This window comes from Hydrogenophaga sp. (assembly GCF_036675665.1).
Classification (GTDB): Bacteria; Pseudomonadota; Gammaproteobacteria; order Burkholderiales; family Burkholderiaceae_C; genus Hydrogenophaga.
The window spans coordinates 21820-45587 of sequence record NZ_JAKFEO010000015.1 but is presented as its reverse complement, the minus strand read 5'-3'; the positions used below and the strand labels follow the sequence as shown (position 1 = coordinate 45587).

The 23768-nt window shown below is 65.5% G+C and carries 21 protein-coding genes, 1 tRNA gene and 3 riboswitches; of the genes, 12 read left to right on the top strand and 10 right to left on the bottom strand.

Annotated elements, in window-relative coordinates; genetic code table 11:
• Positions 1-43 precede the first annotated feature (43 nt).
• A complete protein-coding gene (locus tag V6M63_RS08225; RefSeq protein ID WP_332741101.1) occupies positions 44-703 on the top strand; it encodes a DsbA family oxidoreductase in 660 nt (219 codons plus the stop codon).
• Positions 704-706: 3 nt separating this feature from the next.
• On the opposite strand, the gene V6M63_RS08220 is transcribed toward V6M63_RS08225, so the two are convergent.
• On the bottom strand, positions 707-2635 hold the full coding sequence (locus V6M63_RS08220; RefSeq protein ID WP_332741100.1) for a B12-binding domain-containing radical SAM protein: 1929 nt from the start codon (positions 2633-2635) through the stop codon (positions 707-709).
• Between the two features lie 147 nt (positions 2636-2782).
• On the opposite strand from V6M63_RS08220, the gene V6M63_RS08215 reads away from it, so the two are divergent.
• A complete protein-coding gene (locus V6M63_RS08215) occupies positions 2783-3631 on the top strand; it encodes an Ivy family c-type lysozyme inhibitor (protein WP_332741099.1) in 849 nt (282 codons plus the stop codon).
• 7 nt (positions 3632-3638) lie between these two features.
• On the opposite strand, the gene gcvP is transcribed toward V6M63_RS08215, so the two are convergent.
• The 5 genes from gcvP to V6M63_RS08190 form a co-directional block, all read right to left on the bottom strand.
• Positions 3639-6530 (bottom strand): aminomethyl-transferring glycine dehydrogenase, encoded by a 2892-nt coding sequence (gene gcvP / locus V6M63_RS08210; protein ID WP_332741098.1) that lies wholly within the window; start codon positions 6528-6530, stop codon positions 3639-3641.
• Positions 6531-6659: 129 nt separating this feature from the next.
• Positions 6660-7028, bottom strand: coding sequence for a glycine cleavage system protein GcvH (gcvH, locus tag V6M63_RS08205; protein WP_332741097.1), 369 nt, complete (start codon positions 7026-7028; stop codon positions 6660-6662).
• Between the two features lie 27 nt (positions 7029-7055).
• Entirely contained in the window at positions 7056-8234 is a 1179-nt protein-coding gene (gene gcvT / locus V6M63_RS08200) for a glycine cleavage system aminomethyltransferase GcvT (protein WP_442909562.1), read from the bottom strand.
• 5 nt (positions 8235-8239) lie between these two features.
• Positions 8240-8344, bottom strand: a riboswitch (glycine riboswitch).
• A gap of 12 nt (positions 8345-8356) precedes the next feature.
• Positions 8357-8458, bottom strand: a riboswitch (glycine riboswitch).
• A 20-nt stretch (positions 8459-8478) separates the two neighbouring features.
• Positions 8479-8991, bottom strand: coding sequence for a hypothetical protein (locus tag V6M63_RS08195; protein WP_332741095.1), 513 nt, complete (start codon positions 8989-8991; stop codon positions 8479-8481).
• A gap of 129 nt (positions 8992-9120) precedes the next feature.
• Positions 9121-10806: an electron transfer flavoprotein-ubiquinone oxidoreductase gene (locus V6M63_RS08190; protein WP_332741094.1), complete on the bottom strand. Its 1686-nt coding sequence runs from the start codon at positions 10804-10806 to the stop codon at positions 9121-9123.
• Between the two features lie 132 nt (positions 10807-10938).
• On the opposite strand from V6M63_RS08190, the gene V6M63_RS08185 reads away from it, so the two are divergent.
• Genes V6M63_RS08185 through V6M63_RS08175 form a run of 3 tightly spaced genes read left to right on the top strand, consistent with a single transcriptional unit; the run spans position 10939 to position 13085 of the window.
• Positions 10939-11721, top strand: a complete 783-nt coding sequence (locus V6M63_RS08185; protein ID WP_332741093.1) for an SDR family oxidoreductase — start codon at positions 10939-10941, stop codon at positions 11719-11721.
• Positions 11722-12666: a DMT family transporter gene (locus tag V6M63_RS08180; protein WP_332741092.1), complete on the top strand. Its 945-nt coding sequence runs from the start codon at positions 11722-11724 to the stop codon at positions 12664-12666. It begins immediately after the preceding gene.
• Positions 12663-13085 carry an acyl-CoA thioesterase gene (locus V6M63_RS08175; protein WP_332741091.1) on the top strand — a complete coding sequence of 141 codons (423 nt, stop codon included), beginning with the start codon at positions 12663-12665 and terminating at the stop codon, positions 13083-13085. Before V6M63_RS08180 ends, V6M63_RS08175 begins: the two co-directional genes overlap by 4 nt.
• Positions 13086-13087: 2 nt before the next feature.
• Here the strand turns inward: V6M63_RS08175 and V6M63_RS08170 are convergent, their stop codons facing one another.
• Positions 13088-13666, bottom strand: a complete 579-nt coding sequence (locus V6M63_RS08170) for a peroxidase-related enzyme (RefSeq protein ID WP_332741090.1) — start codon at positions 13664-13666, stop codon at positions 13088-13090.
• 67 nt (positions 13667-13733) lie between these two features.
• Between V6M63_RS08170 and V6M63_RS08165 the strand changes: the two genes are divergently transcribed.
• Entirely contained in the window at positions 13734-14126 is a 393-nt protein-coding gene (locus tag V6M63_RS08165) for a carboxymuconolactone decarboxylase family protein (protein WP_056275566.1), read from the top strand.
• Between the two features lie 48 nt (positions 14127-14174).
• On the top strand, positions 14175-15146 hold the full coding sequence (locus V6M63_RS08160; protein WP_442909561.1) for a Bug family tripartite tricarboxylate transporter substrate binding protein: 972 nt from the start codon (positions 14175-14177) through the stop codon (positions 15144-15146).
• Positions 15147-15265: 119 nt separating this feature from the next.
• Here V6M63_RS08160 and V6M63_RS08155 read toward each other — a convergent pair whose 3' ends face one another.
• Complete coding sequence (locus V6M63_RS08155; RefSeq protein WP_332741089.1) at positions 15266-15820, bottom strand: LuxR C-terminal-related transcriptional regulator; 555 nt, start codon at positions 15818-15820, stop codon at positions 15266-15268.
• A gap of 89 nt (positions 15821-15909) precedes the next feature.
• Between V6M63_RS08155 and V6M63_RS08150 the strand changes: the two genes are divergently transcribed.
• From V6M63_RS08150 to V6M63_RS08135, 4 genes are all read left to right on the top strand, one after another.
• On the top strand, positions 15910-16617 hold the full coding sequence (locus V6M63_RS08150) for a CoA transferase subunit A (protein ID WP_332741088.1): 708 nt from the start codon (positions 15910-15912) through the stop codon (positions 16615-16617).
• Position 16618: 1 nt separating this feature from the next.
• A complete protein-coding gene (locus tag V6M63_RS08145) occupies positions 16619-17257 on the top strand; it encodes a 3-oxoacid CoA-transferase subunit B (RefSeq protein ID WP_332741087.1) in 639 nt (212 codons plus the stop codon).
• Positions 17258-17274: 17 nt separating this feature from the next.
• A riboswitch (yybP-ykoY riboswitch) is annotated at positions 17275-17448 on the top strand.
• 6 nt (positions 17449-17454) lie between these two features.
• The gene (locus V6M63_RS08140) at positions 17455-18021 is read left to right on the top strand and encodes a TMEM165/GDT1 family protein (protein ID WP_332741086.1); all 567 of its coding nucleotides are present in this window, start codon (positions 17455-17457) and stop codon (positions 18019-18021) included.
• Between the two features lie 230 nt (positions 18022-18251).
• Entirely contained in the window at positions 18252-19229 is a 978-nt protein-coding gene (locus tag V6M63_RS08135) for a PEP-CTERM sorting domain-containing protein (protein WP_332741085.1), read from the top strand.
• A gap of 109 nt (positions 19230-19338) precedes the next feature.
• On the opposite strand, the gene V6M63_RS08130 is transcribed toward V6M63_RS08135, so the two are convergent.
• Positions 19339-19412 (bottom strand) — tRNA-Gly (locus tag V6M63_RS08130).
• A gap of 13 nt (positions 19413-19425) precedes the next feature.
• Positions 19426-20916: an NAD-dependent succinate-semialdehyde dehydrogenase gene (locus tag V6M63_RS08125; RefSeq protein ID WP_332741084.1), complete on the bottom strand. Its 1491-nt coding sequence runs from the start codon at positions 20914-20916 to the stop codon at positions 19426-19428.
• A 226-nt stretch (positions 20917-21142) separates the two neighbouring features.
• Here V6M63_RS08125 and alaS point away from each other — a divergent pair, with 226 nt between their 5' ends.
• Positions 21143-23764 carry an alanine--tRNA ligase gene (alaS, locus tag V6M63_RS08120; protein WP_332741083.1) on the top strand — a complete coding sequence of 874 codons (2622 nt, stop codon included), beginning with the start codon at positions 21143-21145 and terminating at the stop codon, positions 23762-23764.
• Positions 23765-23768: the final 4 nt, after the last annotated feature.

Below are 23768 nucleotides of genomic sequence, written 5' to 3'. Positions count from 1 at the left end.
CTGCGGCGTTTGCGGTCAAGGGGCTCGGCCTACCATCGCAGCCATGACCACATCCCTCAAGATCGATTTTGTGTCCGACGTGTCCTGCCCGTGGTGCGCCGTCGGGCTGGGCGCGCTCGAAGAAGCGCTGGGCAAGCTGCAGGGCGAGGTGTCTGCCGAGTTGCATTTTCAGCCGTTCGAACTCAATCCGCAGATGGGTGCAGAAGGCCAGGACATCGGCGAGCACCTGACGCAGAAATACGGTTCCACCGCCGCACAGCAGGTGCAGATCCGCGAGACCATCCGCGCGCGCGGTGCCGAGGTGGGCTTTGCGTTCAACCCGGCAGGGCGCGGCCGCATCTGGAACACCTTTGACGCGCACCGCCTGCTGCACTGGGCCGAGCTCGATGGCGCGCCGGGCCAGCAGCATGCGCTGAAGAAGGCGCTGCTGGCGGCCTGCCACACACGGTCGGAAGCCATGGGTGATCACGGGGTGTTGCTGGCGTGCGTGCGTGAAGTGGGCTTGGACGAGGCGCGGGCGCAAGCCATTCTGGCGAGCGACGAGTTCGCGCAGGCCGTGCGCGAGCGCGAGGCCTTCTACACCAGCCACGGCATTCACTCGGTGCCGGCGGTGATCATCAACGAACGCCACCTGATCTCGGGTGGGCAGCCAGCGGCGGTGTTCGAGCAGGCTTTGAGGCAGATTGCTGCGGAAGCCGCTTGATGTTCAGGCTGGCTGGGTCAGAGCCTTCGCGATGCGGTTTCTGCCGACAGTGGCCTTGGGCACCTTGCCAGGCACATGACTGAACCAGGCACGCACGTCTTCATCCAGCCCGATGCCGTGCATGTAGTTGTAGATCGCCTTGCGCAGGCCAACGCCCAGTGCGTCGTGGTCCACGCCGCTGGGGTCGATGAAGCCGATGTCGTTCTTCGCGAAGGTGACCGGGGGCAGCGGGATCAGCTCGATGCCGTAGGCGGCCGGGTCCAGACCCACGGGTGAGTGCACGGTGCACGAAAACCGGTGGAAGAAGCCGCTCTGGATGCAGCCGTTTTCGAACAGCTGGCGCACATATTCGAGGGCGTCCACGGTGTCCTGCAAGGTCTGGGTGGGGAAGCCGTACATGAGGTAGGCATGCACCAGGATGCCGGCGTCTGAAAAGCCCTTGGTGACGCGAGCCACCTGCTCGACTGTCACGCCTTTTTTCATCAGGGTGAGCAGCCGGTCGGAAGCCACTTCGAGCCCGCCGCTCATGGCGATGCAGCCGCTGTCGGCGAGCAACTGGCAGAGCTCGGGCGTGAAGGTTTTTTCAAACCGGATGTTGCCCCACCACGAGATCGGCAACTGGCGGCTGATCAGCTCGTCGGCCAGCGCCTTCAGGGCCTTGGGTGGTGCCGCTTCGTCCACGAAGTGAAAGCCCGTCTGGCCGGTCTCGTTCACGATGGTCTCGATGCGGTCGGCCAGCGTGGCGGCTGACGCGGTTTCGTAGCGGCTGATGTAGTCCAGGCTTACGTCGCAGAAACTGCACTTCTTCCAGTAGCAGCCGTGCGCCACGGTGAGCTTGTTCCAGCGCCCGTCGCTCCAGAGCCGGTGCATGGGGTTGAGCATGTCGAGCAGACTCAGGTAACGCTCCAGCGGCAGGCCGGCCCAGGTGGGCGTGCCGATCTCTTCGAACGGCACCTCGGGCTCGGCGAAGTTGATGTAGCGCACGGTCTCTTCTTCGCGCACGAAGGTGCGCACCAGCCGCTGCTTGGAGCGTTTGCGCTGCAGATACTCCATCAGCGCCAGCAAGGGCCGTTCGCCGGAGTCCAGCGTCACGAAATCGACGAAATCGAACACGCGGGGCTCGGCCAGCTCGCGCAGTTCGGTGTTGACGAAACCACCCCCGAGCGCGATCGTGATGTGCGGGTTCTGCGCCTTGATGGTCTGCGCGATGCGCAGGGCGGCGTACAAGGCGCCCGGGAAGGGCACCGAGAGCAACACGAGGTCGGGCTTGTGTTGTGAGAGCGTCGCCAGGGTGAGCGTGTGCAGGATCTCGTCGACCAAGGTGAAGGGCGCGGCGAGGGCGGCGGCCATGGGCTCGAAGGTGGGCTGGCTGCTGGCCAGCGATTCGGCGTAGCGCACAAAGGCAAAGCGCTCGTCGACCGCGTCGCGCAGCACGTCGGCCAGGTCGTTGAGGTAGAGCGTGGCGATGTGGCGCGCCTTGTCCTGCACGCCCAAGGCGCCGAACGCCCAGGCGAGCGGATCGCCGCCTTCGTCGCTCAGTGCCGCGTCCACGTACACCTCCAGTGCGGCAAAGCGCGGGCCTTCGGGCAGCAGCTCGCGCGCGGCGATGCGGTGCGCCAGGGTCGAGTCTCTGCCCTGCAGGAAGGCGATCACCAGGCCGATGGTGGCGCGGTAGCGCGAGAACTGGTCGAGGAAGGCATGCACGCTGGCCGTGCGCTGCGCCTCGGGCTGCGCCAGCGCGTGGCTGCGCACGGATTCCAGCCCAGCCGGCGAGAACAGCTTGAGCACCAGTGCCAGCGCCAGGTCGGCCTGCACCGCGTCGACCCCGCGCGAGCGCAGGAAGCCGGTGATGTAAGCGGTTGAGGGGTAGGGCGTGTTGAGCTGCGTCATCGGCGGGATGAGGCTCAGCACGCGCAGGGCGGGGGCGGTCATGGGCAGCGCGGTGAGGGTAGGGGGTGATCTTACGGCTTGGCTGCGCCAGCGCAGGGGCGTCGCATGCATGACCGGCCATCCCTTGTGGGTGGACGTTGCGGGTGCGCCGTCCTAGCATTTCGATCTGTGCACAGGCAGGAGAACAACATGAACACCTGGAAGCAGGGTCTGCGGGCATGTGGGGCGGCCGGGCTGCTGGTCAGCGGTGCGGTGGGGGCGCAAAGCGGGCTCGATGCCGACAGCCTGAAGCTCTACGGTGGGCTGTACGCCATCGATTGCAGCCAGCCGCAGTCGCCGCGCGTGCGGGTGGAGCGCAACGCCATCAGCGTGGAGCAGGGCGACCGGCGGCTCACCGCGCAGTCGGTGCAGGCGGCGCATTCGTACTTCGGGCAGTCGCCGCCGCCGGGTTACCTGGTGGCTCTGCTCGCGCAGGTGCAGGGCCGCCACGAGATGCTGTTTGTCGTGCAGGCCGACGCGCGAGGGCAGTTCCTCAACGTCGACGGCGACAAGGCGGTGCTGGCCAACCTGGGCCCTGCCTTGTCGAAGGCGCGATACCGGCGTTGCGATGCGGCCGCCAACCAGCGGGCGGCGGCACAGGTGCGCGAAGAGCAGCAGGCGCAGGCGGCGGCGCGCGCGCCGGTCAAGCCCGGCACCGCGACATCGCCATCGGAGTTGATACGGGATGCGCAGTTCAAGGCGGCTTACCAGCGTGTGCTCGGTCCGCTGTCGTCCCAACCCTGGCTGGCCCGGATGGACGGCCCGGCCACCGAACTCAAAGCCGAGACCGTGGCGGGCACCCGCTACACGCTGGCGGCGTTCTGCAAGCCGCACGATTGCTACGACAACAGCGCATTGCTGCTGTACGACGCACCACAGGCCAAGGTGTATGGCTTCGTGCACATGGCCGGGCGCAACACCGTGGTGGGCTCTCCACCGGGCCCCGTGATGGCCGAGCTCAACCGCCTCTGGCGCCGCGAGTTGCGCCAGGGCAAATGAGTCGGCTTCAGGCCAGGTCGCTCAGCGGCACGCAGCTGCAGAACAGGTTGCGATCGCCATAGACGTTGTCCACGCGCCCCACCGGCGGCCAGTATTTGGCGTGTGCCCGCGTGGACGCGCTGGCCGCGCCGATGTCGCGGGCATAGGGGTGCGGCCAGTCGGCCTTCATCAGGCTGGCCGCGGTGTGCGGCGCGTTCTTCAGTGGGTTGTCGTCCTGCGGCCAGGTGCCGGTTTCCACCAGACGGATCTCCTCGCGGATTGCGATCATCGCGTCGATGAAGCGGTCCAGCTCTTCCAGCGTCTCGCTCTCGGTGGGTTCCACCATCAGCGTGTTGGCGACCGGGAACGACAGCGTGGGCGCGTGGAAGCCGTAGTCCATCAGCCGCTTGGCCACGTCCTCGGCCATCACGCCGCTGGTGTCCTTGAGCGGGCGCAGGTCCAGGATGCACTCGTGCGCCACATGCCCGTTGGCGCTGGCGTAGAGCGTGGGATAGTGCGGCGCCAGGCGCTTGCTGATGTAGTTGGCCGCGAGGATGGCGGCCTCGGTGGCGTGCTTCAAGCCATCGGCGCCCATCATGCGGATGTACATCCAGCTGATCGGCAGCACGGCCGCGTTGCCCAGTGGAGCCGCAGAAATGGCGCCCACGCCGTTCACCGGCAGGCCGCCCGTGGCATGCCCGGGCAGGAAGGGCACCAGGTCTTCGACCACGCACACCGGGCCCACGCCCGGGCCGCCGCCGCCGTGCGGGATACAGAAGGTCTTGTGCAGGTTGAGGTGGCTCACGTCGCCGCCGAACTCACCCGGCGCGGCCACGCCGACCAGTGCGTTCATGTTGGCGCCGTCCACGTACACACGCCCGCCGTGGCGGTGCACCAGGGCGCAGAGTTCCTTGACCGTGGTCTCGAACACGCCGTGCGTGCTGGGGTAGGTGATCATCACCGCGGCCAGGTTGGCGCTGTGCTGTTCGCACTTGGCCTGCAGATCGGCCATGTCGACGTTGCCCTTGTCGTCGCACTTGGTCACGACCACTTGCATGCCCACCATCTGCGCCGACGCTGGGTTGGTGCCGTGCGCGCTGCTGGGAATCAGGCAGATGTTGCGGTGGCTCTCGCCGCGCGAACGGTGATAGGCCTGGATCACCAACAGGCCGGCGTATTCGCCCTGCGAGCCGGCGTTGGGCTGCAGGCTGATGCCGGCGTAGCCCGTGGCCTGGCAGAGCCAGGCGCGCAGCTGCTCGTCGAGCTTCTTGTAGCCCAGGAGCTGATTGGCCGGCGCGAAAGGGTGAATGTTGGCAAAGCCCGGCCAGGTGATGGGGATCATCTCGCTGGTGGCGTTGAGCTTCATGGTGCAGGAGCCCAGCGGGATCATGCTGCGGTCCAGTGCGAGGTCCTTGTCGCTGAGCGCGCGGATGTAGCGCAGCATGCCGGTCTCGCTGTGGTGCGTGTTGAACACCGGATGCGTGAGATAGGCGCTGGTGCGGCGCAGCTCGGTGGGGATGCGCGGCTCGATGCCTCTCTCGAATTCGGCAAAGCCGGGCAGGCTCTGGCCTTGCAACGCAAACACGGCCCACAGCTTCTCGATGTCCTCGCGCGTGGTGGTTTCGTCCAGCGTGATGCCGACGTATTCGCCCCAGCTCAGGCGCAGGTTCATGCCGGCGTCCACCGCGCGTTTGAGCAGCGCGCTGGCGCGGTCGCCCGCCTTGAAGGTGAGGGTGTCGAAGGCGGTCTCGCTGGTGCTTTTCCAACCCAGTTGTTCCAGGCCCTGCGCAAGGATGGCGGTGTAGGCAGCCACGCGCTGCGCAATGCGCTTGAGGCCCTGCGGACCGTGGTACACGGCGTACATGCTGGCCACCACCGCCGGCAGCACCTGCGCCGTGCAGATGTTGGACGTGGCTTTCTCGCGGCGGATGTGCTGCTCGCGCGTCTGCAGCGCCAGGCGGTAGGTGGGGTGGCCGTGCGCGTCCACGCTCACGCCGACCAGGCGGCCCGGCAGCGAACGCTTGAATTCGTCGCGGCAGGCCATGTACGCGGCGTGGGGGCCTCCCGCGCCCATGGGCATGCCGAAACGCTGCGTGGTGCCCACCGCAATGTCGGCGCCCCATTCGCCGGGTGGTACCAGCAGCGTGAGCGCAAGCAAGTCGGCGCACGCGATCAGCGCAGCGCCTTTGGCGTGGATACGGTCCGCGTCGGCCTTGAGGTCGTCGATGCGGCCACTCGTGGACGGATAGGGCGCGATGACGGCGAAGTACTCGCCGTCGAGCAGCGTGTCCCATTCGCTGGCCGAGCCCGCTTGCGCCACTTCAAGACCCAGCGGCGCGGCGCGGGTCTGCACCACCTCGATGACCTGCGGGTGGCAGTCGGCGGCGATCACGAGCCGGTTGCTCTTGCTCTTCACGCTGCGCCGGGCCAGCGTCATGGCTTCGGCGGCGGCGGTGGCCTCGTCGAGCATGGAGGCATTGGCCACGGCCAGGCCGGTGAGGTCGCACACCATGGTCTGGAAGTTGATCAGCGCTTCCATGCGGCCCTGCGAGATCTCGGCCTGGTAAGGCGTGTAGGCGGTGTACCAGGCGGGGTTCTCCAGCACGTTGCGCAGGATCACGCCGGGCGTGTGGGTGCCGTGGTAGCCCTGTCCGATGAAGCTCTTGAGCAACTGGTTCTGCTCGGCGATTGCCTTCATCTCGGCCAGCGCGGTGGCCTCGGTGACGGCCGGCGGCAACTGCATGCCCTGGCTGCGCGCGATGCTGCGCGGCACGATGCCGTCGATCAGCGCGCGGCGCGAGGCCTCGCCGATGACCGAGAGCATCAGCGTTTCATCAGCTTCGCTGATGCCGATGTGGCGGGCCACGAACTCGGACGGGTTCTCGAGTTCACCGAGGGGTTTGACGGAGGGCATCAGCATGGAAAGCCTCAACAGAAGAATGCATGGTTCGGAGGAGATGTCTGTCCAGAGGCATCGCGGGACCGGCTTTGCCGGACCGCAGATGCCGCCCCCTTGAGGGGGTCGCGCGAAGCGCGGCGGGGGTGTTCGTCACTGCGCCGCGAATGCGGCGTAGGCGGTCTCGTCCAGCAGGGCGTCGACCTGCTTGGGGTCGGACAGCCTGACCTTGAAGAACCAGCCGGCCTTGAGCGGGTCGCTGTTGGCCAGCGACGGGTCGGCGCGCAGGGCTTCGTTGACCTCGGTCACTTCGCCGCTCACCGGCATGTACACGTCGGCCGCGGCCTTGACGGACTCGACCACGCCGGCCACGTCCTTCTGCGCCAAGGTCTTGCCGACCTCGGGCAGGTCGACGAACACCACGTCGCCCAGCGCGTCCTGTGCGTGCACGGTGATGCCGACGGTGGCGATGTCGCCGTCAACGCTGATCCATTCGTGGTCTTCGGTGTACTTGGTGGTCATGTGCAATCTCCTGAAAAAAGAAAAGGGTCAGCCGCGGAAATAGCGGTTGGGAACAAAGGGCATGGCGCTGACTTGCATCGGCACCGGCTTGCCACGCACGATGGCCTGCACGCGCGTGCCCACCGCAGCGTGCGCCGGGCTCACGTAGCCCATGGCCACTGGCTGGTCGGCGCTGGGGCCGAGCAGGCCGCTGGTGACGTCACCGATGGTCTCGCCGCTGGTGGTTTGCAGTTCGGTGTGGTCGCGCACGGGGACGCGTTCCAGCGCAATCAGGCCCACGCGCTTGCGGCTCAGAGCCTCGTTGCCGTCGAGCTGGGCCAGCACACGGGCCGCGCCTGGGAAACCACCCGCGCGCGCGCCGCCGGTGCGGCGCACCTTCTGCATTGCCCAGTTGAGCGCGGCTTCCACCGGTGTGGTGGTGGTGTCGATGTCGTGGCCATAGAGGCACAGGCCGGCTTCCAGGCGCAGCGAATTGCGCGCCCCCAGGCCCACCGGTTTCACCTCGGGCTCGGCCAGCAGGGCACGCGCGAAAACTTCGGCACGGCCGCCGGGCACCGAGATCTCGAAGCCATCCTCGCCGGTATAGCCGCTGCGGGTGATGAACAGATCGGCGCCTTGCCAATGGAAGGCGCCGCCGGTCATGAAGACCAGTTTTTCGACGCCGGGTACCAGTCGCTGCAGCGCGGTCACGGCCTGTGGGCCTTGCAGCGCCAGCAGCCCGCGCTCGAACCGGGGCTCCACGGTGCAGCGGCTGCCGATGCGCTCAACGATGTGGGCCAGGTCGCCGTGTTTGCAGGCGCCATTGACGATCACGAAGATGTCCGCGCCTCGGTTGACGAACATCAGGTCGTCGATGATGCCGCCCTCATCGTTGAGCAACAGGCCGTAGCGCTGTTTGCCCACGGCGAGATCGATCACGTCCACCGGCATGAGCGATTCGAAGGCGGCGGCGGCCTGCGCCCCGACCAGGCGCAACTGGCCCATGTGCGAAACGTCGAACAGGCCGGCGGCACTGCGGGTGTGGTGGTGTTCGGCCATCAGGCCGGCCGGGTACTGCACCGGCATGCTGTAGCCGGCAAACGGCACCATGCGGGCGCCGAGTTCGGTGTGCAGTGCGTGCAGCGGGGTCTTGAGGAGATCGGTGTCGGACACGGAGGGCTCGCAGTCAAAAAGGGGCAGGCCCCGGTGGGGCGGAACACGGTTCATCCGTGCGCTGCCCCACTGTCCGCTTTACCTGAGAGATTCACGCGGGCGATGCCGCGTTTGCTCCTTCGGTGGATCGCCTCGGTGGGCGATCTCTCTCCAGGGGGGTACACCGGCCTTGCGGCCCGTGTTTGTCAGTCCTTTTGCCTGAGCGTTCAGGGCCACGTGGGTGGCCTCCTGCGCCTTCGGCGGCCGCCTCGGGGGCGGCACTCTCCTGACCCGATCGAGTGTATCCGAGAGAGGTGGCTCAGGCGTTTGCCAGGGCCGATTCGGGCAGCAGCTTGGCCAGCCGTTCGCTGATCGCGTCGGCTCGTGCGGTGCCCGCCATGCCTTCGATGGAGATGAGCATCTCGCGGCTCACCGCCAGCATGGCCGTTGCGTCGCGCGCTTCGCGCAGCGCGTCTCGAAACTGCACGGCCATCTCCTTGTGGCGCGGAGCGAACATGCGCTCGCTGATGTCGAACAGGAACATGCGTGCGCTGGCGAGGGAACGTGGCCCCGAAAAGGCATCGGCCGATCCCTTGGGTGCGACGGGTTCGGGCTGCGCTGGGGCAGCGGGCGCGGGCGGTGCTTCCTCAACGATGTAGCCGTTGGCCAGCAACTCGCGCACGATGTCGGCGCCCAGGCCGCCGAAAAGCGCCTGCAGCGATGCCGTGGCCTTGCGGCCATCGGCCACCAGCAGAACGGCGCGCTCGCGCTGGCCCAGGGTGCGTTGGCCGGGCTGCAGTTCGGCGCGGCCCTTGTCGGTCTTGTTGAGCATGGTGAGGCAGGTGGTGGAGGCACAAGCCCGCACTGTGGTCACGCCATGTGACGGCGAGGTGAATCGCAGGCGTGAAAAAGCCGCCCGAGGGCGGCCGTGTGCATGAATGTTCGAAGGTCGTGACTTTGCTCACATGCCCGCGTAGTTCGGACCACCGCCGCCCTCGGGCGTCACCCAGACGATGTTCTGCGTCGGGTCCTTGATGTCGCACGTCTTGCAGTGCACGCAGTTCTGCGCGTTGATCTGCAGGCGGTCCGATCCGTCTTCGTTCTTCACGAACTCGTAGACGGCAGCCGGGCAGTAGCGGCTCTCGGGGCCGGCGTACTTGGCCAGGTTGATCTGCACCGGCACGCTGTTGTCCTTGAGCGTGAGGTGGGCCGGCTGGTTTTCTTCGTGATTGGTGTTGGAGACGAACACGCTGGAGAGCCGGTCGAAGGTGATCTTGCCGTCGGGCTTGGGATAGCTGATCTTCGGCATCTCGGCGGCCGGGCGCAGCTTCAAGTGGTCGGGCGTGGTGTTGTGCAGCGTCCAGGGCGGCGTCTTCACGCCCACCTTGGGCAGGAACCAGTGCTCCACGCCCGTCATGAGCTTGCCCAGCAGTGGACTCTTCTTGAACCAGTTCTTGAAGTTGCGGTAGGTCCAGAGCTCCTCATGCAGCCAGCTTTTCTCGAAGCGCTCGGGGAAGCCGGCGAGCTCGTCGCCCTGGCGGCCAGCGGCCACCGCTTCGAAGGCGGCTTCGGCGCAGAGCATGCCGCTCTTGATGGCGGCGTGGCTGCCCTTGATGCGTGCAGCGTTCAAAAAGCCGGCGTTGCAGCCCACCATGGCGCCGCCCGGAAACACCAGCTTGGGCAGGGCCTGCGGCGTGCCGTTGTTGAGCGCGCGCGCGCCGTAACCCAGGCGCTTGCCGCCTTCGATGTGCGCCTGGATGCTGGGGTGCGTCTTCCAGCGCTGCATCTCCTCAAACGGCGACATCCAGGGATTCTGGTAGTCCAGGCCGACCACCAGACCCAGCGTGACCTTGTTGCCTTCGAGGTGATAGAGGAAACCGCCGCCGAAGGTGTCGTTGTCCATGGGCCAGCCGGCGGTGTGCACCACCAGACCGGGCTTGGCCTTGTCGGCCGGGATTTCCCACAGTTCCTTGATGCCGATGGCGAAGGTCTGCGCGTCCTTGCCCTCGGTGAGCTTGTATTTCGCAATGAGTTGTTTGCCCAGGTGGCCACGTGCGCCCTCGGCGAACACGGTGTACTTGGCGTGCAGTTCCATGCCGAGCTGGAAGTGACCGGTGGGCTCACCGTCCTTGCCCAGGCCCAGGTGGCCAGTGGCCACGCCCTTGACCGATCCGTCGTCGTTGTAGAGCACCTCGGCCGCGGTGAAGCCGGGGAAGATCTCCACGCCCAGGGCTTCGGCCTGCTCGCCCAGCCACTTGGTGACCGCACCCAGGCTGATCACGTAGCAGCCGTCGTTGTGGAAGTTGCGCGGCATCAGCCAGTCGGGCGTGCGCGTGGCGCCGGTCTCGGAGAGCACCAGCAGGTCGTCGCCGGTCACGGGCTGGTTCAGCGGCGCGCCCAGTTCTTTCCAGTTTGGAAAGAGTTCGGTGATCGCGATCGGGTCCATCACCGCACCGCTCAAGATGTGCGCGCCCGGCTCGGAGCCCTTTTCCAGCACGCACACATTGATCTCGCTGCCCTTCTCGGTGGCCAGCTGTTTCAGGCGAATGGCGGTGGCCAGGCCTGCGGGGCCACCGCCGACCACGACCACGTCGTATTCCATCGCTTCGCGTGGGCCGTACTGGGTCAGCAATTCATCATGGGTCATCGGGGGTCTCGCAGATAATGATTTTTGAGAAGGCGCTGAGTGTGCCTTGCGTGTCACTCGACAAACAGCATTTTATGCGGCACCTGCACGGAATCGAACGGTCGTGCTAATCATCACTTGGGAGCTTGTATCGTGTCATACACCATGGACTTGTCGGGCCGCGTGGCCTTGATCACCGGCGCATCGGGCGGCCTGGGTGAACAGTTCGCCAAGACGCTGGCCAAGGCGGGCGCCGCCGTGGTGCTGGCCAGCCGCCGCACCGACCGCCTGATGGCCTTGCGCGCGCACATCGAGGCCTCGGGCGGAGACGCCCACGTGGTGGCCATGGATGTGACCGACCGTGCCTCCATCAAGGCCGCGGTGGCGCACGCCGAGACCGAGGTGGGCGCCATCGACATCCTCGTCAACAACTCGGGCGTGAGCACCACGCAGCGCCTGCAGGACGTCAACGAGGAAGACTACGACTTCATTTTCGACACCAACACCAAGGGCGCGTTCTTCGTGGCCCAGGAAGTGGGCAAGCGCATGCTGGCGCGCGCCAACGGTGCCGCGCCGGGCACCTACGTGGGCGGGCGCATCGTCAACATCGCGTCGATGGCGGGCCTCAAGGTCCTGCCGCAGATCGGCGTGTATTGCATGAGCAAGGCCGCCGTGGTGCAGATGACCAAGGCCATGGCGGTGGAGTGGGGCAAGTACGGCATCAACGTGAATGCCATCTGCCCGGGCTACATCGACACCGAGATCAACCACCACCACTGGCAGACCGAGCAGGGGCAGAAGCTCATCGGCATGCTGCCGCGCAAGCGCGTGGGTGTGCCGACCGATCTGGACGCGGTGCTGGTGATGCTGTGTTCATCCGAGAGCCATTTCATCAACGGCGCAGTCATCGCCGCCGACGACGGTTTCGGAGCCTGAATGAACGTTGCTGTTCTGGGCCGGCCCTCGGGCTGGCCGCCCGGCATGGTCACCGGCATCCTGGCCGGTCTGGGGGCCGGCGCATTCTGGGGAACGACCTTCGTCGCGCCCTTGATCGCCCCCGGCTTCAGTTCGATCGACCTCACCGTGGGGCGCTACCTCTCGTGTGGCTTGCTGTCGGTGGTGCTGTTGCTGTGGGCCGGGTTGCGGGGCGACATGCAGCGTCCCACGCTGGCCCAGGCGGGTGCGGCGCTTTGGCTCAGCCTGCTGGGCTACACCGGTTACTACCTGCTGCTGGTGCTGGCCATCCAGGCCGCGGGCGCGGCATTGCCCGTGCTCATCATCGGCACCATACCGCTGTGGATCATGCTGTTGGGCAAACCGAAGGGTTTGCGCTGGCGCTCGCTGGTGCCGGGTTTGCTGCTCACGGTGGCGGGCATGGTGTTGATGATGCAGGTCACGGCGCACGGGCCGGACGAAGGCGCGGGCAAGAATCTGTGGTTGGGCATCGTCTACGCGGTGCTGGCCATGCTGTCGTGGACGGCCTTCGGTTTGCTCAATGCCCGTTGGCTGGCCAGACACCCGGAAGTCAATTCCACCGTGTGGGCCAACTGGCTGGGCGTTGCCGCCGGTGCAGGCGCGTTGTGCATCTGGGCGGTGGCGGGCACCGATCTGGCCACGCTGGTCTCACGCCCGGGCTTCGGCACCTTCGTGATCGTCTGTGCCGTCACCGGCATCGGCGCGGCCTGGGTGGCGTCGGTGCTCTGGAACATGGCCAGCCGTCGGCTCAGCGCCAGTCTGGCGGGTCAACTCATCGTCAGCGAGACCGTGTTTGGTCTCGTTTACAGCTTCGCCTGGGACGGCGCCTGGCCCGCTGCGTTGCAGTGGGCCGCGTGTGCGCTTTTCGTGCTGGGCATCCTCGCGTCCATCAAGGCCCACCGATGAAGTTCGAGTTGCCCGAGCAGAAAAAAGAAGTGTTCCGCATGACCATCCCGATCCGTTGGGGCGACATGGATGCCATGGGACATGTCAACAACACCACGTACTTCCGCTACCTGGAGACGATCCGCATCGAGTGGATGCGCAGCATCGGCTGCCAGCCCGACCCGCAGGGGGAAGGCCCGGTGATCGTCAACGCGTTCTGCACCTTCCACAAGCAGCTGGAGTTTCCCGGCGATGTGATCGCCACGATGTTCGTGAGCGACACCGGGCGCAGCAGTTTCGAGAGCTGGTGCACGCTCACGCGGTCCGACGATCCGGACACGCTGTACGCCTCAGGCGGTGCTACCACGGTGTGGGTGAACTTCCCGCAACAGAAGTCGGCGCCGCTCCCGGCCGAGTTGCGGGCCCGGCTGCAAGACTGAGCTCAGGCCGCCTTGGTTTTGGGCACGCGCCCCATCAGATAGAACTCCGGATTGGGCTGCATGTTGCTGAAGCTGGCCATGCGGTTGGACAGGCCGAAGAACGCGGTGATGGCGGCGATGTCCCAGATGTCTTCGTCCGAGAAGCCGTGGCGGTGCAATGGAGCAAAGTCGGCGTCGTTGATCTCGTGTGAGTCCAGGCAGACCTTCATCGCGAAATCGAGCATGGCTTTCTGGCGCGGGGAGATGTCGGCCTTGTGGTGGTTCACCGCCACCTGGTCGGCCACCAGCGGCTTCTTTTCGTGAATTCGCAAGATGGCGCCGTGGGCCACCACGCAATACAGGCAGTGGTTGGCCGCGCTGGTGGTGGTCACGATCATCTCGCGGTCGCCCTTGGTGAGCGAGCCTTCTTCCTTGAGCATGAGCGCGTCGTGGTACGCGAAGAAGGCGCGCCACTCGGCCGGACGGCGCGCCAGCGCGAGGAACACGTTGGGCACGAAGCCGGCCTTTTCCTGCACTTCCAGCACTTTGGCCTTGATGTCCTCGGGCAGGTCATTGATGTCGGGGGCGGGGTAACGGGTCATGGTGTCTCCTTCGGGTGTGTTCATCGAATGTAGCGGCTATGCTGACGGTTTTGCCTGGAGCCCCGGTATGAACCCACCCGCCACCGACAAAGACTTTGACAAGGGCCTGGCCACCCGCAAGCGCGTGATGGGCGAGGACTTTGTGGCACAGGCTTTCGGCAACGCCACGCCATTCACCGAGCCCATCCAGCAGTACATCACGCGCAACGCGTGGGGCGATGTCTGGCAGCGTCCCGGGCTCGATCTGAAAACCCGCAGTCTCATCACCGTGGCCATGCTCATTGCCATGGGCAAACAGCACGAGCTCAAAGGCCATGTGCGCGGTGCGCTCAACAACGGCGTCACACCCGAAGAGCTGCAGGAGGTGTTGTTGCACGCCAGCATCTACTGCGGCGTTCCTACCGCCGTGGAGGCATTCCGCACGGCAGCGAGTGTGGTCGACGGCGAGAACAAGGCCTGAAGGCTGGCGCTACGATCGGGTTTTCTTCATCCCTCTCGGAGTTCCGTCATGTCACATCCCAGCCCATCCCTGGTTCGCCGCGCGCTGCTGGCCGCCGGCGTGATTTGCACCCTCGGCATGGCCCAGGCGCAGTCGACCACCCGCATCCTGGTGGGCTTTCCGCCGGGCGGCGGTACCGACGCGATTGCGCGCATCCTCGGTGAGCGTCTCAAGGACGAGCTGGGCCATTCGGTGGTGGTCGACAACAAACCCGGTGCTGGCGGGCAGATTGCTGCGCAGGCGCTCAAGGCCTCGGCGGCCGACGGCAACACCCTGTTCCTGAGCCACGACCACAGCATCACCATCCTGCCCATGGTGATGAAGGCGCCGGGTTACGAGCCGGCCAAGGACTTCGTTCCGGTGGCCGGTTTCGCCACCTTCGTCAACGCGTTTGCGGTGAGCAGCGGCACGCCCGCCACCAGCTTCAAGGCCTATGTGGACGGCGTGAAGGCCGCCGGCGGCAAGGGCACGGTGGGCATTCCCGCGCCGGCCTCGGTGCCGCAGTTTCTGGTACAGGTGATCGCCAAGCAGAACGGGCTGGACCTGGTGGCCGCGCCTTACCGCGGCAGCGCGCCCATGATGGCCGACATGCTGGGCAACCAGATCCCGGCCGGCGTGGCTTCCATTCCCGACTTCATCGAAAACCACAAAGCCGGCAAACTGCGCGTGGTGGCCGTCATGGGCTCGCAGCGCCAGGCCGCCATGCCCGAGGTGCCCACGTTCGCCGAGCTCGGCCTCAAGGGTTTTGAAGACGTGCCGTACTACGGCCTGTTTGCCCCGGCCGGCACACCCAGGACCACGCTGGACCGCATCGCCCAGGCCGTGCAGAAGGCCATTGCCCAGCCCGATGTGCGCGACAAGCTCACCGCCATGGGCCTCACCGTGGGCTTCATGACCGGTGAACAGCTCGGCGCGCGCGAGCAGGCTTACGGCAAGGTGTGGTCCAAGATCATTCAAGAGAGCGGCTTCGTTCCTCAGTGAATGGCCCCCACGCTCCCCCGCTGCGCGTGGTCCGCTGCCCCCCGAGGGGGCTGATCCTGCTTGGGGCGGCCCGGCGCCGGATCGTGCTCAACGAAGCTGCGTCGCTTTAGGGGCCATTCCTAACCTGCCAGCAATCTGTGCACAAGGTCTGGCGTGCTGTGCGCCCCGTACTTGCGCATGAGCCGCGCCCGGTAGATCTCCACCGTGCGGTGGCTGATCGCCAGGGCCTTGCCGATCTCCTTGCTGGTCAGGCCGCTCATGAGGTGGGCCGCCACCTCACGCTCGCGTGGCGTGAGGTCGGCCTTCACCATGCGGCGTGAACTCAGGTCTTCAAAGCTCCAGATGCCCGCCGCATGTGGCGTCTCGCGGCTCAGCGCGCGCCCCGTCACATGGCACCAGAAGGTCTCGTCCTTGAGCCGGCCACCCACGCGTTTCATGATGCGGTCGTCCGCATAGGTGCCGCCTTTGCCCAGCAGCGGCGCCATGCGCGCGCCCAGACGCTCGTACTCGTCAGCACTGGGGTAGAGGATCTGGAAACTCTGGCCCACGAGCTGCTCGCGCGTGGCGCCGAACATCTCGCACAGCACCCGGTTGCAGTCGACCATGATGCGCTGGCGCGAGAGCGCGAGGCCCACGGGGGCCAAATCGAAAGCCAGGCGGTAGTCGATGTCCATGCGGGTGAGGGTTTTACTTTACGAATTACTACGTATGCCGTTACGTAGTATCGTACCGGCTTCCTTGCTTCAACCCAGGAGACAGCAACGTGAACAAGATCCACCCGAGCGCAGCCGACGCGCTCAAAGACATCGTGGCCGACGGCCAGCTGTTCGCCGTGGGCGGCTTCGGCCTCTGCGGCATTCCCGAGGCCCTGATCGACGCGCTGCGCGACAGCGGCAAGAAGAACCTCACCGTGATCTCGAACAACGCGGGTGTGGACGGCTTTGGTCTGGGCAAGCTGCTGGAAACGCGCCAGATCACCAAGATGATCTCGAGCTACGTGGGCGAGAACAAGGAGTTCGAGCGTCAGTACCTCGCCGGTGAACTGCAGCTGGAGTTCACGCCCCAGGGCACGCTGGCCGAGAAGCTGCGTGCTGGCGGCGCCGGCATCCCGGCGTTCTTCACCAAGACCGGCGTGGGCACCATCGTGGCCGAGGGCAAGGAATTGCGCGAATTCGACGGGGAAACCTATGTGATGGAACGCTCGCTGGTGCCCGACGTCTCGCTGGTGAAGGCCTGGCGCGCCGACACCTCGGGCAACCTGCAGTTCCGTTTCACCGCGCGCAACTTCAACCCCGCCGTGGCCATGGCCGGCAAGATCTGCGTGGTCGAGGTGGAAGAGATCGTGGAGAAGGGCGCCATCGAGCCCGACCAGGTCCACCTGCCGGGCATCTACGTGCACCGCCTGGTGCTCAACGCCACGCCCGAGAAGCGCATCGAGAAACGAACCATCACTGAGAAAGCGGGAGTCTGATATGCCCTGGAACCAAGACCAGATGGCTGCGCGCGCAGCCCAGGAACTCGAAGACGGTTTTTATGTGAACCTGGGCATCGGCATCCCCACGCTGGTGGCCAACTTCGTGCCCGCCGACAAAGAGGTGTGGTTGCAGAGCGAGAACGGCATGCTGGGCATCGGCCCGTTTCCCACCGAGGACGAGGTGGATGCCGACCTGATCAACGCCGGCAAGCAGACTGTCACCACCATTGCGGGCTCGTCGATCTTCGGCAGCCACGACAGCTTCGCCATGATCCGTGGCGGCAAGATCAACCTGAGCATCCTCGGAGCCATGCAGGTGAGCGAGAAGGGCGATCTGGCCAACTGGATGATCCCCGGCAAGATGGTCAAAGGCATGGGCGGCGCCATGGACCTGGTGGCTGGCGTCAAGCGCGTGATCATCCTCATGGAGCACGTGGCCAAGAAGAAAGACGGCACCGAAGATCTGAAGATCCTCGACCACTGCTCCCTGCCGCTGACGGGCGTGGGAGTGGTCAACCGCATCATCACCGACCTCGGCGTGATGGACGTGACCCCCCAGGGCCTGAAGCTGGTGGAGCTCGCCCCCGGCGTGACCCGCGAGTTCATCCAGTCCAAGACGGGGCCCACGCTGATCTGATGGCTATACTCCCGGCTGCACCCGTCATTGGGGAGTAGCCGCTCTGCACCTTGCAGAGGTCCGCGTCAACACACTTGGCCCTCAAGGCCATGGCGCCGACAGCCTTCAGCCTGGCAAGACCTTTGACCACACTGCCTCCGGATGGGCCGGGGATGCCGTGTGGTCTTTTGGTTTCTGCCGGCCCTCGGAGCACTGTCTTGGAAGCTTTCCTCATATCCACCGGCATCGTCGCCCTCGCTGAAATGGGCGACAAGACGCAATTGCTCGCCCTCGTGCTGGCCGCGCGCTTCAAGCGCCCCTGGCCCATCGTCTGGGGCATCTTGGTGGCCACCTTGCTCAACCACGCACTGGCTGGCCTGGCGGGCGCCTGGATCATGGCCGCCGCTGGGCCGGGCGTGATGCGATGGGTGCTTGGCGTGTCATTCATCGCCATGGCGCTGTGGATGTTGAGCCCCGACAAGCTCGACGACGAGAACGCCCTGCCCAAACGGCAGATGGGCGTTTTTTTCGTGACTGTGTGGGCCTTTTTCCTGGCCGAGATGGGCGACAAGACGCAGATCGCCACCGTGGCGCTCGGCGCGCAATACGACCCCCTCATCGCGGTGGTGCTCGGCACCACCTTCGGCATGATGCTGGCCAACGCGCCGGTGGTGTTTTTTGGCGATGCGATCACGCGCAAGGTGCCCATCGCGCTGGTGCACCGGGTGGCGGCGGGCATTTTTGCGGTGCTGGGGGTGCTGGCGCTGTTCGGCGTGGGGCCTTGATCGCCCGCTGACCTCCAGTCGGTGCTTGAAACGCTCCACGCAGAGCTGTCTCCGATTTTGCTTGTGGGTGTGTCGGGATTTTTTCCACAGGGAGGACCCTGCAGCACCGCCAAGCGGCGAACCCTTTGAATTTCTTCGGGTTTTTGATTGGGCTCAAAGTTTGCTTATTTGAAGCAAAGATGTCAGGGGGAAGACTGTCTGATGTCAACCATCCTTGTATGAGGCACCCAATGAACAACAAACTCCTTCAAATTCTGCGCACCGCCTCCCTGGTTTCTGCGTTCGTCGCAACCTCCAGCGTTCAAGCGCTGACGCTGCCCTCCGTCACCAGTTGTGGATACGGAGCTGGCTTCGAAAACCTTCTCTGTTATGAGCCTTCTGCGGGCGTGAAGATTTATGTCGCGAGTTCTCACGACGACTTCATTTCGTACTCGGTGAATTCCCTGCAGCAACTCGCCAACAATTTCGGCTATGCCGGTCTGAGCGACTGGAGCACGCTGCCTTCGTTCGGCTCGGGCCAGATCGTCAAGCTGTTCTCGTTCAACAATTCGAACAACGGGACGTTTCCCGACGCAACCGGCGGGACTGGGGACAATCAGAATCCCTCGCCTGACGGGGATCAGACCCCCAAGAATGACAACCAGTACCTGGGTGAGTGGCCGTATCTCGTGAATGTGACCGTGGCAGACCTTCAGGCGTTTTTGGGAGGCAGTCTGTTCACGCCCGTTTTCAGCTTCGACCTCAACAACACCCACAACACAGATTTGAACCTGAATGGCTTGTTGGAAGTCAGGCGCGATGGGCTCACGATCGAGACCCTGGCGTTCGACAACATCGTCAACAGCGAGTACGACGCTGACTCGTTGGTGACTGCGCAGGCCGAGGTGGTGGTCGAGTGGTTCGATGCCAGCAACACCAGTGCCGGTTGCGTGGCAGGCTTTTGCTCGATGACCGTGGACAACAATGTGGGAAGCGGCAAGCCCGATTTCTTTGCGTATGCGCCGTCTTTCGACCTGACAAACTACCTGCCATCCGACGTTCTGTACTTCAAGCTGTACATGGTGGGTCTGGACGCAGGCGGTGAAGAGCTGGCCCTGACCAACGCCATCAACGTTCCTGGCGAAGTGCCAGAACCGGGTGTTCTTGCTTTGATTGGTGTGGCGCTGGCTGGCCTTGGTGCTGCCCGCCGTTTCAGGAAGCTTGCTTGAGGCGACGCTTGTTGGTCGACTGATTCAGGCTTGATCTGAACCCGAACCCCTCCCAGCGTGTGCTGCGAGGGGTTTGTTCTTTGGGAACTGTGGCTTGGGCCACTCAATCTGGAGCGGGTGAAGGGAATCGAACCCTCGTATGAAGCTTGGGAAGCTGCCGTTCTGCCATTGAACTACACCCGCAGGGCTGCTGAGTTTACTTGAGGATGTCGCCCACGCAGAGGTACTTGATCTCCACGTAGTCATCCATGCCATGGTGCGAGCCTTCGCGACCCAGGCCCGACTGCTTCACGCCACCAAAGGGCACGTGTTCGGTGGCCAGGATGCCCACGTTGATGCCGACCATGCCGTACTCCAGCGCCTCGCTCACCCGGAAGATGCGGCCCACGTCGCGGCTGTAGAAGTAGCTGGCCAGGCCGAACTCGGTGTTGTTGGCCGCGTCGATCGCTTCCTGCTCGGTGTTGAACTTGAACACCGGGGCGAACGGGCCGAAGGTTTCTTCTTTGGCGCAGAGCATGTCGGCGGTGGCGTCGGCCACCACGGTGGCCTCGAAGAACTGGCCGCTGCCGATGTTGGTGAGGCGCTTGCCACCGGTCATGACGCGGGCGCCTTTGGCCACGGCGTCGTCCACGTGGCGCTGCACCTTCACCAGCGCGGCCTCTTCGATCAGCGGCCCCTGGCTCACACCTTCGTCGAATCCGTTGCCGACTTTCGTCGTCTTCACCTTGGCGGCGAACTTGTCCACGAAGCTGTCGTACACGCCGGCCTGCACGTAGATGCGGTTGGAGCACACGCAGGTCTGGCCGGCGTTGCGGTACTTGCTGGCGAAGGCGCCTTCCACCGCGCTGTCGATGTCGGCATCGTCGAACACGATGAAGGGCGCGTTGCCGCCGAGCTCGAGCGACATCTTCTTGACCGTGGGCGCGCACTGCGCCATGAGGATGCGGCCCACTTCGGTGGAGCCGGTGAAGCTGATGTGGCGCACCACGTCGCTGGCGCACAGCACCTTGCCCACGGTGATGCTGTTGTCGGCGTCGGCACAGAGCATGTTGAGCACACCGGCCGGGATGCCGGCGCGGATGGCCAGTTCGGCCGCGGCCAGCGCGGTCAGCGGCGTGAGCTCGGCGGGCTTGATGATCACGGGGCAGCCGGCGGCCAGCGCGGGCGCGACCTTGCGCGTGATCATGGCCAGCGGGAAGTTCCACGGCGTGATGGCCGCGCACACGCCGATGGGCTGTTTGAGCACGATCAGGCGGCGGTTGTTGTCGAAGGTGGGCAGGGTCTCGCCGTTGACGCGCTTGGCTTCTTCGGCGAACCATTCCACGAAGCTCGCGCCATAGGCGATCTCACCCTTGGCCTCGGCGAACGGCTTGCCTTGCTCGGCGGTGAGGATGCGCCCCAGATCTTCCTGGTTCGCCATGAGCAGGTCGAACCACTTGCGCAGGATGGCGCTGCGTTCCTTGGCGGTCTTGCCCTTCCACGCGGGCCAGGCGGCGTTGGCCGCGGCGATCGCGGCCTCGGCGTCCTTCGGGCCCAGATTGGCCACGTCGGCCAGCTTGTGGCCGGTGGCGGGGTCCAGCACGTCAAAGCGGCTGGCGCCCTTGACCCATTCGCCGTTGATCAGCGCGTCGGTCTTGAGCAGGGTGGGGTCCTTGAGCAGGGCGAGGGGGGAAGTCTTCATGTCCATGTGCAGTCTCCGGTGTTCGGTGCGCGCCAGGGTGGCGGGGCAGCCAGAAAGCATAGTCCTTTGGCCCCAGGCGTGCAGTACCGCTGGCGACCTTGGCCCCCGGTCCACCCGGACCGCAGAGCGGTGAAAACCCGCTTCGAAGCAACCGGCCCGCCATGTTGGAAAATACAGGGTTTCGCGCGCCCGCGCGTCGACCGAATCCTCGACCGAAAACCACAAGGCCACCATGACCCGCCCCGCCTCCGTTGCCGATATCCGCAAGAGCTTCCTGGACTTCTTTGCCTCCAAGGGCCACACCGTGGTCGCGTCCAGCTCGCTGGTCCCGGGCAACGACCCCACGCTCATGTTCACCAACTCGGGCATGGTCCAGTTCAAGGACGTGTTCCTCGGCACCGACAAGCGCCCCTACGTGCGCGCGGCCTCGGTGCAGGCCTGCCTGCGCGCCGGCGGCAAACACAACGATCTGGAAAACGTGGGCTACACCGCGCGCCACCACACCTTCTTCGAGATGCTGGGCAACTGGTCGTTTGGCGACTACTTCAAGCGCGAGAGCCTGAAGTGGGCCTGGGAATTGCTGACCGAGGTCTACAAGCTGCCCAAGGAACGCCTGCTGGCCACGGTGTACGAAGAGGACGACGAGGCCTACGACATCTGGACCAAAGAGATCGGCCTGCCGCCCGAGCGCGTGATCCGCATCGGCGACAACAAGGGCGGGCGCTACAAGAGCGACAACTTCTGGATGATGGCCGACACCGGCCCCTGCGGCCCCTGCAGCGAGATCTTCTACGACCACGGCGACCACATCGCCGGCGGGCCCCCGGGCAGCCCCGATGAAGACGGTGACCGTTTCATCGAGATCTGGAACAACGTGTTCATGCAGTTCAACATGGCCGAAGACGGCTCGGTCACGCCGCTGCCCGCGCCCTGCGTGGACACCGGCATGGGCCTGGAGCGCCTCGCCGCCATCTTGCAGCACGTGCACAGCAACTACGAGATCGACATCTTCGACGTGCTGATCAAGGCCGCCGGCCGCGAAACCGGCACCGCCGACCTGAGCAACCCCTCGCTCAAGGTGATCGCCGACCACATCCGCGCCACCTCGTTCCTCATCAGCGACGGCGTGATCCCGAGCAACGAAGGCCGTGGCTACGTGCAGCGCCGCATCGTGCGCCGCGCCATCCGCCACGGCTACAAGCTGGGTCAGAAGACACCGTTCTTCCACAAGATGGTGCCCGACCTGGTGCGCATGATGGGCGAGGCCTACCCCAACCTGGCCAACCAGGCGCAGCGCATCACCGACGTGCTGCGGGTGGAAGAAGAACGCTTTTACGAGACGCTGGCCAACGGCATGGAGATTCTCGACGCGGCCCTGGCCGACGGCGCGAAAGTGCTGCCCGGTGACGTGGCCTTCAAGCTGCACGACACCTACGGTTTCCCGCTCGACCTCTCGGCCGACGTGTGCCGCGAGCGTGGCCTGTCGGTCGACGAAGCGGGCTTTCACGCCGCGATGGACAAGCAGAAGGCCCAGGCCCGCGCGGCAGGCAAGTTCAAGATGGACAAGGCACTCGACTACACCGGCGCAGGCAACACCTTCGTGGGTTACGACCAGCTCGATGCCACCGGCAAGATCGTGGCGCTGTACCTCGACGGCACGCCCGTGGCCACGCTCAAGGCCGGCCAGAGCGGTGTGGTCGTGCTGGACAGCACGCCGTTCTATGCCGAGAGCGGCGGCCAGGTGGGTGACGAGGGCGTGATCACCAGTGGATCGGCCCGCTTCGACGTGGCCGATACGCAGAAGATCAAGGCCGACGTGTTCGGCCACCACGGCGCGGTGGTGCAGGGCACGATCAGCGTGGGTGACAGCGTGGCGGCCCAGGTGAACACGGCGGTGCGGGCCGCCACCGTGCGCAACCACAGCGCCACCCACCTGATGCACAAGGCCCTGCGCGAGGTGCTGGGCGAACACGTGCAGCAGAAGGGCTCGCTGGTGAACGCCGATCGCACGCGCTTCGACTTCGCGCACAACGCGCCGGTGACGGACGCTCAGATCCGGAGAATCGAAGCGCTGGTGAACGAAGAAGTGCTGGCCAACGCCGCCACGCAGGCGCGCCTGATGGACATCGAGTCGGCGCAGAAGACCGGCGCCATGATGCTGTTTGGCGAGAAGTACGGTGAGACCGTGCGCGTGCTCGACATCGGCGGCAGCCGCGAACTCTGCGGCGGCACGCACGTGCAGCGCACCGGCGACATCGGGCTCTTCAAGGTGGTGGGCGAGGGCGGTGTGGCCGCGGGTGTGCGCCGCATCGAAGCCATCACTGGCGTCAACGCGCTGAGCTACCTGCAATCGCTCGAAGACACCGTGGCCCAGGCGGCTGGTGCGCTCAAGGCGCCCACCGCCGAGCTCACGCACCGCATTGGCCAGACGCTGGAGCAGGTGAAGGCGCTGGAGAAGGAAGTGGCCGCGCTCAAGGGCAAGCTGGCCTCCAGCCAGGGCGATGATTTGATGTCGCAGGCCGTGGACGTGAAGGGCATCAAGGTGCTGGCCGCCGTGCTCAACGGCGCCGATGCCAAGACCCTGCGCGACACGCTGGACAAGCTCAAAGACAAGCTCAAGACCGCCGCCATCGTGCTGGCTGCCGTGGACGGCAACAAGGTGCAGTTGGCCGCCGGCGTCACCGCCGACAGCGTGGGCAAGGTCAAGGCTGGTGAGCTGGTGAACTTCGTGGCCCAGCAGGTGGGTGGCAAGGGCGGGGGCAAGGCCGACATGGCCATGGCCGGCGGCACCGATGCGTCGGGTCTGGACGCCGCGCTGAAATCGGTGCACGCCTGGGTGGCCGAGCGGGCCTGAGCCC

Excerpts from the sequence above, each read along its gene's own strand:
- V6M63_RS08225 (WP_332741101.1), top strand. The coding sequence starts at position 44 with ATGACCACATCCCTCAAGATCGATTTTGTGTCCGACGTGTCCTGCCCG.
- V6M63_RS08220 (WP_332741100.1), bottom strand. The coding sequence starts at position 2,635 with ATGACCGCCCCCGCCCTGCGCGTGCTGAGCCTCATCCCGCCGATGACG.
- V6M63_RS08215 (WP_332741099.1), top strand. The coding sequence starts at position 2,783 with ATGAACACCTGGAAGCAGGGTCTGCGGGCATGTGGGGCGGCCGGGCTG.
- gcvP (WP_332741098.1), bottom strand. The coding sequence starts at position 6,530 with ATGCTGATGCCCTCCGTCAAACCCCTCGGTGAACTCGAGAACCCGTCC.
- gcvH (WP_332741097.1), bottom strand. The coding sequence starts at position 7,028 with ATGACCACCAAGTACACCGAAGACCACGAATGGATCAGCGTTGACGGC.
- gcvT (WP_442909562.1), bottom strand. The coding sequence starts at position 8,234 with ATGAACCGTGTTCCGCCCCACCGGGGCCTGCCCCTTTTTGACTGCGAG.
- V6M63_RS08195 (WP_332741095.1), bottom strand. The coding sequence starts at position 8,991 with ATGCTCAACAAGACCGACAAGGGCCGCGCCGAACTGCAGCCCGGCCAA.
- V6M63_RS08190 (WP_332741094.1), bottom strand. The coding sequence starts at position 10,806 with ATGACCCATGATGAATTGCTGACCCAGTACGGCCCACGCGAAGCGATG.
- V6M63_RS08180 (WP_332741092.1), top strand. The coding sequence starts at position 11,722 with ATGAACGTTGCTGTTCTGGGCCGGCCCTCGGGCTGGCCGCCCGGCATG.
- V6M63_RS08175 (WP_332741091.1), top strand. The coding sequence starts at position 12,663 with ATGAAGTTCGAGTTGCCCGAGCAGAAAAAAGAAGTGTTCCGCATGACC.
- V6M63_RS08170 (WP_332741090.1), bottom strand. The coding sequence starts at position 13,666 with ATGACCCGTTACCCCGCCCCCGACATCAATGACCTGCCCGAGGACATC.
- V6M63_RS08165 (WP_056275566.1), top strand. The coding sequence starts at position 13,734 with ATGAACCCACCCGCCACCGACAAAGACTTTGACAAGGGCCTGGCCACC.
- V6M63_RS08160 (WP_442909561.1), top strand. The coding sequence starts at position 14,175 with ATGTCACATCCCAGCCCATCCCTGGTTCGCCGCGCGCTGCTGGCCGCC.
- V6M63_RS08155 (WP_332741089.1), bottom strand. The coding sequence starts at position 15,820 with ATGGACATCGACTACCGCCTGGCTTTCGATTTGGCCCCCGTGGGCCTC.
- V6M63_RS08145 (WP_332741087.1), top strand. The coding sequence starts at position 16,619 with ATGCCCTGGAACCAAGACCAGATGGCTGCGCGCGCAGCCCAGGAACTC.
- V6M63_RS08135 (WP_332741085.1), top strand. The coding sequence starts at position 18,252 with ATGAACAACAAACTCCTTCAAATTCTGCGCACCGCCTCCCTGGTTTCT.
- V6M63_RS08125 (WP_332741084.1), bottom strand. The coding sequence starts at position 20,916 with ATGGACATGAAGACTTCCCCCCTCGCCCTGCTCAAGGACCCCACCCTG.
- alaS (WP_332741083.1), top strand. The coding sequence starts at position 21,143 with ATGACCCGCCCCGCCTCCGTTGCCGATATCCGCAAGAGCTTCCTGGAC.